At 52.2% G+C, this 9,389-nt stretch carries 9 protein-coding genes; 8 read left to right on the top strand and 1 reads right to left on the bottom strand.

Annotation, left to right across the window (positions count from 1 at the left end):
- Window positions 1-373: 373 nt before the first annotated feature.
- The 6 genes from bchF to zwf all read left to right on the top strand — a co-directional run bounded on the left by bchF (window position 374) and on the right by zwf (window position 7,096).
- Window positions 374-847: a 2-vinyl bacteriochlorophyllide hydratase gene (gene bchF, locus EKD02_RS07565; RefSeq protein WP_011889621.1), complete on the top strand. Its 474-nt coding sequence runs from the start codon at window positions 374-376 to the stop codon at window positions 845-847.
- A gap of 62 nt (window positions 848-909) precedes the next feature.
- Complete coding sequence (locus EKD02_RS07560; RefSeq protein WP_126341772.1) at window positions 910-1,125, top strand: hypothetical protein; 216 nt, start codon at window positions 910-912, stop codon at window positions 1,123-1,125.
- Window positions 1,122-1,901 carry an SDR family NAD(P)-dependent oxidoreductase gene (locus EKD02_RS07555; RefSeq protein ID WP_011889623.1) on the top strand — a complete coding sequence of 260 codons (780 nt, stop codon included), beginning with the start codon at window positions 1,122-1,124 and terminating at the stop codon, window positions 1,899-1,901. Before EKD02_RS07560 ends, EKD02_RS07555 begins: the two co-directional genes overlap by 4 nt.
- Before the next feature lie 157 nt (window positions 1,902-2,058).
- The gene (locus tag EKD02_RS07550; protein WP_126384798.1) at window positions 2,059-4,668 is read left to right on the top strand and encodes an ATP-binding protein; all 2,610 of its coding nucleotides are present in this window, start codon (window positions 2,059-2,061) and stop codon (window positions 4,666-4,668) included.
- A gap of 26 nt (window positions 4,669-4,694) precedes the next feature.
- Window positions 4,695-5,594: a phosphogluconate dehydrogenase (NAD(+)-dependent, decarboxylating) gene (gene gnd / locus EKD02_RS07545; RefSeq protein WP_126384796.1), complete on the top strand. Its 900-nt coding sequence runs from the start codon at window positions 4,695-4,697 to the stop codon at window positions 5,592-5,594.
- Between the two features lie 77 nt (window positions 5,595-5,671).
- Window positions 5,672-7,096, top strand: coding sequence for a glucose-6-phosphate dehydrogenase (zwf, locus tag EKD02_RS07540; protein ID WP_126384794.1), 1,425 nt, complete (start codon window positions 5,672-5,674; stop codon window positions 7,094-7,096).
- On the opposite strand, the gene pgl is transcribed toward zwf, so the two are convergent.
- Complete coding sequence (gene pgl, locus EKD02_RS07535; protein WP_126384792.1) at window positions 7,087-7,881, bottom strand: 6-phosphogluconolactonase; 795 nt, start codon at window positions 7,879-7,881, stop codon at window positions 7,087-7,089. The two genes, zwf and pgl, sit on opposite strands and share 10 nt — an antisense overlap.
- Before the next feature lie 130 nt (window positions 7,882-8,011).
- Between pgl and EKD02_RS07530 the strand changes: the two genes are divergently transcribed.
- A complete protein-coding gene (locus tag EKD02_RS07530) occupies window positions 8,012-8,662 on the top strand; it encodes a YukJ family protein (protein ID WP_126384790.1) in 651 nt (216 codons plus the stop codon).
- A gap of 23 nt (window positions 8,663-8,685) precedes the next feature.
- Window positions 8,686-9,279, top strand: coding sequence for a hypothetical protein (locus EKD02_RS07525; protein WP_126384788.1), 594 nt, complete (start codon window positions 8,686-8,688; stop codon window positions 9,277-9,279).
- The last annotated feature ends 110 nt before the right edge of the window (window positions 9,280-9,389 follow it).

The following is a 9,389-nucleotide window of genomic DNA, read 5'->3' as shown; positions in this document are numbered from 1 at the left end:
TATTTTGTAGATTACAACAGTGTGCGTTCACATCAGTCTCTGGGCTACAGCACTCCGGATGAAGTGTATCGTTCAGGCCAAGGCGGCGGGGCCCACATCGTTGACAAGTACCGGCTCAAAAACGACCCACAGGAAGAGGTAAATGAACAAGAGGGGCAGCGCCTTTCCGCTGCATAACCAGCAGGTTTCCAACTTAAACTCAGGCCCTTTTTGTCTATAGGACGGGGTCCACTAAATTATCCTTTTTGCAGTTCCAAAGCGGCCTGCTCTTTTCCCCGATACGGCGCTGTTTGCGGTGGGTTGAGTTGTGGTGATTAGTTCCTATATTAAGAGGTTTTTTGGAAGGTTTTTAAAATTTCAGTTCCTGCCGACTATGCCCCGTTATACTCCCGATCAGCTCGCCAGAAGGAATGCTTCCATCTGGACCGATGTCCAGCTGATTCTTGCGCCGATTCAGTTTGTTGTTTTTCTTCTTGGAGTCGGTGTAACGGCTCTCTATGCAATGGACAGTACTCTATTCAGTTTTTACTGGGTCAGCGTTGCCATCCTGTTCAAGTCGTTTCTGTTCGGTCTGCTCTTTGTAACCGGTGCATACTTTGAGAAGGAGATATTCGACAAGTGGGTTTTTTCAAAAGAGTTCCTGTGGGAGGATGTCGGCAGTGTGTTTGCTGCAGCCTTTCACCTGCTCTATTTTGTTCTTGCCTTCATGGGCGCTTCGGAGGATGTTCTGGTGCAGGAGGCATTCCTTGCATATTTCACCTATGTGCTCAATGCCATGCAGTATCTGGTGCGGATTATTCTGGAAAAGCTCCATGAGCGCCGTCTGAAAACGGCTGAAGGCAGCTGAAAGAGTGGTTTTTTTGTTGAGTCGGGCCGTATTTTAGAAATGTCGGGTAAACTGAATCATGTATGCTTGTCGGAAATTTCAAGAGCCTTTGGAACAAGGCGGTTTTTGGTGTCGGGTTGGGATGGCTGGTGCTTGTTTCCCTGATATGGCAGTCGGGTCAGCTTGAAACATCTGCCGACCGTGCAGTGTTTGCGGCTGTTCTTGTTGCCGGGTTTCTTGTGACCTACCTGTTTGGATTTTTTCTTGAGGCGCGTTACAACAAAAAAAAGTTGTCATGATCACTGTTGTTATTACAGGAAGCTGTAACGGAATCGGTTTGGGGCTTTCCAGAGCGTTTCTTGCTGCCGGCTGCAATGTGACTGTAAGCTGTCACGATGCTGAAGGGCTTAGGGCGGCTGAAACGGAACTGAATGCTGCTGGCTTTGGTGAGCGTTTTCTTTCTGTTCTGTGCGATGTTGCTCTTGTTGATGAGGTTGAGATGCTGTGGCAGCAGTCTGCTGCGAGATTCGGTCGCGTTGATATCTGGATCAACAATGCCGCTTCAGCTCATCGGATGGTGCCGTTATGGAAGTTGGAGCAGGAAGAGATGGCAGGGACAGTTGATGTCAGTTTTACGGGAACCCTCAATGGGTCCTATGTTGCCATGCGAAACATGATTGTTCAGGGTGGCGGGCATATATACAATATGGATTGGTTGGGTCCGGATGGGAACATTCCTGAGGGGCTTGGGATTTTCGGCGCCGCAAAGGCTGCGGTCCACTATTTTTCCCGTTCCCTCATTGATGATGCCCGCAGTACTTCCGTCAAGGTCAGTACGATTGTTCCCGGTATCATCAAGACTGAACTTCAGGTCGATACGGTAGGGACAACCAGTCAGGGAAGAGTGATGCTCGCCATGTTCGGCGAGGATGTGCTTCCGGCCACGGCCGACATGGCTGCGAGGATTCTGGGCAACCGGACTCATGGCAACTGCATCAACAGGATGACGGCTCCGGATATGATCGGCAAGGTTGTCGGCACACCGATTCGGATGCTGTTGGGGAAAAAAGGGTGAAAGAAAGTGTTGCTTTAAATGCTTTTTGCATATAATTTATATATAAGTTCATCTTTTCCCTTGCCGGGACTGCATTGATGTATTGGTTCCGCCACTATAGAGATGTTCATGCATTGTTCCCCTGTGGTTTCGTTACACCTACGCCTTCAGCCCCTTGATGATCAAACGAAAGTATACATATGAGGAGCTTGAAGAGAAGATTGCTTTTCTTGAGCACCAGGCGATAAAAAGCCGCGTGATTGAGCAGGAGCTGCTTGAAAAGCAGACATTGCTCAGGGGTCAGAATCTTGCCCTTGTCAGAAAGTCCATTGAGCTGTCTGATGTAAAGCTTCAGCTTGAAGATGTGCTCGCCTCTCTGAGGACCAGCGAAAACACCCTCGCTACGGTTCTTGCCAACAGCCCCGACACCATTGTGGCTGTTGATGCTGATTACTCTATCATTTATGTCAACCGGACACTGCCGGGGTGCACCCTTCCCTTACGGGTTGGAGGTTCGTTCTGTGAGCATATGAGCAGTGAGGGCCAGAGACTCTACCGGCAGGCGATTGACACCGTTTTTGCTTCAGGGCAGGCCACTGCAATCGAGTGGAAAATCATGGTTCCCGGTGGTGGTTCGATTGAGGTTGAGTCGCGAATCGGGCCGTCGTTTCAAGATGGCCGTGTTGCTTCGGTCGTCATTCTTACTTCTGATATTTCGCCTCGCAAACAGCTGGAACGAGATCTGCAGCAGTCGTTCGGAGAGCTTGAAGAGTTCAACAGACGGCTTGAGGAGTCTGTGCTCAAGACTGAGCAGATGGCGGCGGAGGCCCGTGATGCCAATGTGGCAAAGAGCCAGTTTCTTGCCAATATGAGCCATGAGATACGAACACCAATGAACGGTGTGATCGGCATGGCGGATCTGTTGTTGGAAACAGCGCTGGACACTGAGCAGCGGAAGTATGCGCAGACCATCATCAGAAGCGCAAGAAGTCTGCTGAAAATAATCAATGACATTCTGGATTTTTCAAAAATAGAGGCCAACCGGTTTGAGCTGGAGCACTCTGATTTTGAGCTCTGTGATCTTCTTATGGAGATCAGTGGCATTCTTGGCATTGAGGCCCATGAATCCCGTCTGGAGCTGAGCGTTCATGTTGCTCCGGAAATTCCAACTTCGCTGATAGGTGATTCGGGAAGAATCCGCCAGATACTGGTCAATCTTCTGGGCAATGCCGTCAAGTTTACTCCGGTCGGCGGTGAGGTGGGGGTGAAGCTGAAACTGCAGCAGGAAACGGATCGTTTTGTGGTGGTTCAGTTCAGTGTTTTTGATACAGGTGTCGGTATTCCGCCTGAGCAGGTGGATTCAATCTTTGAGCCATTTACCCAGGCGGATGGTTCTACGGCAAGGAAATATGGAGGTACGGGGCTTGGCCTTTCCATTTCAAACCATCTCGCTACCCGGATGGGGGGGCGGATCAATGTTGAGAGCCATCCGGGCGAAGGTTCCGTATTCTCGTTCAATATTGTGCTGGAAAAACAGTCTGTTCAGCATGCACCGCGCACTCTTGCACTTGAGCATGATGTTATACTGGCCTGCTGGTCGGATGTTCTTGCCGGCTCGCTCAAGGATACTCTGGGGCTGTGGGGCTGCGGCTGCAGGAGAGTTGAAGGGTATTCCGAAGTTCCGGATATTCTGCGGCAGTCTGGTTCCGGTGGCAGGTTCATTCTGTTTCTGGATATGCGCTGCTTCGGACTGGAATGTGAGGGACTGATTGAGTATATCGAAGCTCTGAAAGAGTTTACGGGACTGCGTATCATTCTGCTTGTTTCCGTCGGGAACCGCGAAGAGGAATTTTCTGAGATATGCGGTGGCAACTGCCTGTTTCTTGAAAAGCCGGTCCAGCGGGACGAACTCTTTCTCATGCTTTCCGACACAATTGAAAGGATGCCGCCGGCCCGCTGTGAGAGTGCGGAACCGCAATCCCTTTTACCGGCAACGGCTCCAACTGCAGGGCTTGTCGTTCTTATTGTTGAAGACAGCCCTGTCAACCAGCAGGTTGCTGTGGCGATGCTCCGCAAACTCGGCTGTGAGCCTGATGTCGCTTCGGGCGGTCGTGAGGCTCTGGAGCTTATGCGCACAACGGCATATGATATGGTTTTCATGGACTGCCAGATGCCGGAAATGGATGGATATGAAGCAACAGGAAGGATCCGTTCAGGCAGCGGCATGAAGAGTTCGCGGAATGTTCCTGTTGTGGCGATGACCGCCAATGTGATGAAGGGGGACCGGGAGCGGTGCATTGCGTCCGGTATGGATGATTATATTGCAAAACCGCTGCAGAAGTCGGATTTCAGAAGGGTTCTCAGCCATTATTTCCCTCTGTGGGAGAGCGGTGGCGTTGGCCGGGATGGTGAAGGCGATGCTGAAGAGAATGCTTCCGGAAACGCGGTTGGGGTTTTCCTTCTTCAAGATGTTCTGCAGCGCCTGCAGAACGACCGTGAGATTGTGCGGATCATCATCCACCAGTTTCTTGAGGAGACAGCTGAGCAGATTGCTTCAATTGTGACGGCGGCCCGGCAGAGTGATCCGGCCCGTTTTCGCCTGCTTGCCCACACCCTCAAGGGAGCAGCCTCTACGGTTGGTGCGGCTGAGCTTTCCCGGCACGCAGCCATGCTTGAAGATGCGGAGCGAAGTAAGGATTTAGAGCGTGTTGAGAATCTGCTCGGGAATTTACATGACCAGTTCCTTGTTTTCAAAAATGAGGTTGCCAGAATAGACTGGCTTTCGTAACGGTTTCTCAATACAATCAATCTCTTATGCAGGCAGGTTTCATAGGTCTTGGTAAAATGGGTTTCAACATGGCGCTGCAGCTTCTTGAGCATGGGCATGAACTTGTGGTGTTCGATTTGACTGAACAGGCGGTCAGCCGTATGGAAGAGGCTGGCGCCATTCCTGCGGATTCAGTTGCCGATCTTGCTTCCAGACTGTCGTCTCCGCGAGTGATATGGCTGATGGTGCCGGCAGGTGATGCCGTGGACGCAACGATTCGGGATCTGCTGACACAGCTTCAGGAGGGAGATATTGTTGTTGACGGGGGCAATTCCCGGTATCAGGATTCCAGGCGCCGGGCTGTAGAGCTGGCCGGCGTGGGTATACGGTTCCTCGATGTGGGAACCAGCGGAGGCCTTGAGGGGGCCCGTCATGGTGCGTGTACTATGGTGGGCGGCGAAAAGGATGCGTATCTTTGCGTAGAGCCTCTGCTGAAAGATCTCTGTGTTCCCGGTGGCTATGGGTATATGGGCTCTTCAGGGGCAGGCCATTATGCTAAAATGGTCCATAATGGCATAGAATACGGTATGATGCAGGCGATCGGCGAGGGGTTCGAGCTTATGCAGGCGGGGGAGTTCGGTTTTGACATGGAGGAGGTTTCACGAGTATGGGCGAACGGGTCTGTCATCCGCAGCTGGCTCATGGATCTTGCCCGTCAGGCATTTCAGAAAGATGGCAGCCTTGGTTATCTGGAGGGTACAATAGCTGATTCAGGAGAGGGGCGCTGGACTGTGGAGGCAGCGCTTGAACGGGATGTTTCCGTGCCTGTCATTGCATCGGCTCTTTTCCGGCGTTATCGTTCGCGTTCGGACAACAATTTTTCTGATCGTGTGGTTGCTGCGCTCCGTCACGAGTTTGGCGGTCACGGGTTCCATCCTCCTCAATAAGAGCATCTATCGTTATTATTGTGAGCGCAGTGCGTAACACATAAAAAGAGTGCCTCATAACAGAGAAAGACAGTTTCATGTACCTGAAGCCTGATAATTTCACCATTGTTATTTTCGGTGCCACGGGCGACCTTGCAGCGAGAAAACTTTTCCCTTCCATTTTTGAACTTGCAGGGTTTCGTCATCTGCCCGATGAGTTCCGAATTATCGGTACGGGCAGACGGGATCTGTCCCATGAGGGTTTCCGTGAGATGGTTGCCCGTTCACTCGCCAATGTGAAGGATGAAAACGGCAACCTCAAGGGCTTTCTCGACCGTATTTTTTATGTCCGGCTGGATATTGAGGAGCAGGAAGGTTATTACCGTCTCCATGGAGAGATTATGGATGCCGAGGGTCAGCCGGGAGTCTGTTCAAATATTCTCTTTTATCTTGCCGTTGCTCCCGCCCTTGCTCCCGCAATTGTCGGGAATCTGGCGTTGGCCGGGCTTGGTGAAAAAAATGTTGACTGCGGAGGGTGGAGGAAGCTCATTGTCGAGAAACCATACGGGATAAACCTCCCGAGTGCCTGCGAGATGAACAGGGCCATTGGCAAGGTGTTCAGCGAGAAGAGCATTTTCCGTATTGACCACTATCTTGGCAAGGAGACGGTGCAGAACATTCTCGTGTTCCGGTTTTCCAATGGAATTTTTGAGCCGATCTGGAATCGCCATTACATTGCAGATGTCCGTATCACCATAGCTGAGGATTTCGGAATCCGTGACAGGGGGGCGTTTTATGAGGAAGTTGGTCTCCTGCGCGACATCATGCAGAACCATGCCCTGCAGCTGCTGGTTTCGGTGGCAATGGAGCCGCCCGTTGATCTTTCGGCTGATGGTGTGCGTGACGAAAAAGCCAAGGTTCTGCGATCCATCCGCCGTCACAAGCCTGAAGATGCCGGAACAGCCATAGTGCTTGGTCAGTATGAGGGGTATCGGAATGAAAAAAATGTTGCTCCGGATTCAAGGGTTGAGACCTTTGCAGCAGTGAAGTTTTTTGTTGACAACTGGCGCTGGAAAGGAGTGCCTTTTTATGTTCGGGCTGGAAAAAATCTGGAAAAGAGCCTTACGGAAATTGTTGTTTCGTTCAAGTGCCCACCACAGAACTTTTTTGGCAATGGTGACGGCTGCAGTTATACAGCCAATCAGGTGATCATGCAGATTCAGCCGGAAGAAACCATTGCTCTGCGATTCGGGGCCAAACGGCCGGGAGAGGATGTGGTGACCGATCCCGTTTTCATGAAATTCGATTATCGCGATGCCTATCCCAATGAGGGGATGACTCCCTATCGCCGTCTTCTGCTTGATGCTATGGCCGGTGACAGGATGAACTTCATTCGGCAGGACAGTGTGGAGTATTCGTGGGCGGTTATTGACGCTATCCGTGAGGCTGTGGACGGCCATCGTCCTGAACCCTATCCGCCCCATTCGAGTGGGCCGGAGTCAGCCGGGCGGATCTATGGATGAGGGTAGAGCCAGACAACCCGCCCCTTGAGTGCTTTCACCATTCCTGCCGGTAGGTCAGGCCGTTCTCCCCGTTCAATGGAAGCTGCAAGTGCGGCTTTTTCTTTGCCTGGTGAATAGAAGACAACGGTTTCCGCATGGTTCAGAACAGGGAGAGAAAGCGTGAGCCGCATGACTTTTGGCTCCATGTCTGGCGCTTTGACGGCCTGTACCCATTGTTCTGTTTCAGCGAGCGCTGCGGGATTGTCGGGAAAGAGCGAGGCTGTATGTCCATCGGGGCCGAGGCCGAGCAGAATCAGGTCAAAAACGGGATAGCTGCTGTCTGAGCCTTTTTTTTCGTTGATGAAGAGTTGGCGGAGTTCCGCCTCATATGCTTCGGCTCCTGCTTCTGGCGGAGAGCTTTCCCCGTGCATTCTGAACATGGTGAGCTCTTCAGGGCTCTTTCCGCAAAACAGCTCTTCGTCCGCCATTCGGTAGTTGCTTCGTGCATCATCCGGCGGGACGCATCGTTCATCACCCCAGAAAAAGATGCACTGCCGCCATGGCAGAGAGACAGTGGCTTCTCCATGCGGCACTGCTGCCGGCAGGGGAAGGTTGAGGCGGGTAAAGAGGTCTGGTGGCAGCCCTCCGGAAATTATCCGGTAGAGCGGCCGGGGAGAGTTGCCACCGGCAAGGGCGATGGTGCAGTGGCCCTGCTTGCTGGCAGCTTGCCAGGCAGCTTGAATGATCAGCGCAGCGGTCCGCCGGGTCAGCTCTTTTTCGGTTTCGCAAAGATGCTGTGGTTTCATTGCTGGCTTTGTAGGGTCGTGTGGCCGGTAGTCATTTCATAGGAATATAGTGAACCCGATGCGGTGGATGAAAGAGATGACATTGTTTCCATTGGGTGGTTTTTGGTATTTTACTGTCAAAACAGTTCTTATGCCTCTTGATGATGGATACGGCGTTCTTTCCGGGACTCTGGAAAGCTGGTATTGCGACCATGATGGGAGCGACCGGAAATATTATCACTGCAACATGCGGGTGAAGGCACGCGGCCGGCAGTATCGATGTCCTGTCGACCTTGACAGCAAACAGCTTTCTGACGGTTTGCAGTGGCGTGTTGTGGATCCTGTCCACTCTCTGCCACTTCCTCTTCGTCACATTGCCGATGGCTGGCACTTTCTTGAGTCACGGCCCGGAAGCGGCGCGCTTGATTACTATCGAAGCTCTGAGCTTCAGCCTTCCCCAGAGTGTGTTCACGCTGCTGCAGGCGAAGCTGAAGATGGATCTGTCGATACTCAGGAGCATTGCCCGCCATGGAAATCGGGAAGCGGAACTGATGCATTTGATGATCTGGAACCTCTTCTGAGTCAGTGCGTGAGGATCATGGTGTTCGGCGAGCCCTTCAGAACAGGTAGAGGGGTGCATAATATCCACCAGAACCAAGGGGACCCGTTGCGGAGCAGATGGCGGGCGGAAAACGGTCCATGGCAGGACGGGGCTGTTCTGGTCATGAGGGATAATGGCAGTATTGCTGCGTTTTTATGTAAATTCAAGACACAGCATTTCTTTCCGCCGGTCTCTGCCTGAAGCGATTTGTCACAGGAGGCACTATGAGGGTTCGGGTGAAAAAAAGGATACTTGACCGCTACGAACGGAGCGATGATGGCCGTGTGTGTATTGATGTTGCCGCCCGGCGGGTTGAGGATCTCTATGAGGACTTTGACAAGACTGCTCCATATCACCGGAAAGACCTTGATGCGGATCTTGCCGACTATCTCGGCGATTGCGTCCGTGAAATCGGGGGGGTTGATTTTCTTATTCGTTTTACTTTGGAACGCCGCCTTTCCGAGGATCTGGTGCGCCGTATCCGCAACAGCGTGAAGGGGTTTTTTCTCTATCGCCGTGAGCTTGAGCAGGCTTCTGTCCGCAAAATGCTCAGAGCCTCATTGGGCATGCTTGTGGCCGGTATTCTGCTCCTTGCTCTCTCTCTCTGGCTGCCCGGGAGGTTTGAGTTTACGGGAGATGGGAATGCTTTTCCCGGCAGGATTCTGGTTGAGGGAATCACCATTGCTGCCTGGGTGGCCATCTGGGAGTCGCTCGTCAGATTTCTTCTTAGCTGGCCTCCTCAGATCCGCCGGATCCGCATGTATGGAAGGATTGCTGCTGCACCGGTTCTTGTAAGGCATCATGAGGATGGCGGGTAGGAGAAAAAAGTCCTATATTATTATTCAATGATTAATGACTGCGCGGCTTCTGGCCGTGCGCCGCACCATGATGTTCCCAGTGCCTTGGCCATGAATGGCTTTGGCTGATT

The sequence above is a fragment of the Chlorobium phaeovibrioides genome (genome assembly GCF_003968655.1).
In the GTDB taxonomy this organism is placed as follows: Bacteria; Bacteroidota; Chlorobiia; order Chlorobiales; family Chlorobiaceae; genus Chlorobium; species Chlorobium phaeovibrioides.
The sequence above is the reverse complement of the archived record's forward strand: the minus strand, read 5'-3'. Positions and strand labels throughout refer to the sequence as shown.

Bases quoted from the DNA above. Each gene is read 5' to 3' on its own strand.
- bchF (WP_011889621.1), top strand. From the start codon at position 374: ATGCCCCGTTATACTCCCGATCAGCTCGCCAGAAGGAATGCTTCCATC.
- EKD02_RS07530 (WP_126384790.1), top strand. From the start codon at position 8,012: ATGCCTCTTGATGATGGATACGGCGTTCTTTCCGGGACTCTGGAAAGC.
- EKD02_RS07525 (WP_126384788.1), top strand. From the start codon at position 8,686: ATGAGGGTTCGGGTGAAAAAAAGGATACTTGACCGCTACGAACGGAGC.
- zwf (WP_126384794.1), top strand. From the start codon at position 5,672: ATGTACCTGAAGCCTGATAATTTCACCATTGTTATTTTCGGTGCCACG.
- EKD02_RS07560 (WP_126341772.1), top strand. From the start codon at position 910: ATGCTTGTCGGAAATTTCAAGAGCCTTTGGAACAAGGCGGTTTTTGGT.
- EKD02_RS07550 (WP_126384798.1), top strand. From the start codon at position 2,059: ATGATCAAACGAAAGTATACATATGAGGAGCTTGAAGAGAAGATTGCT.
- pgl (WP_126384792.1), bottom strand. From the start codon at position 7,881: ATGAAACCACAGCATCTTTGCGAAACCGAAAAAGAGCTGACCCGGCGG.
- gnd (WP_126384796.1), top strand. From the start codon at position 4,695: ATGCAGGCAGGTTTCATAGGTCTTGGTAAAATGGGTTTCAACATGGCG.
- EKD02_RS07555 (WP_011889623.1), top strand. From the start codon at position 1,122: ATGATCACTGTTGTTATTACAGGAAGCTGTAACGGAATCGGTTTGGGG.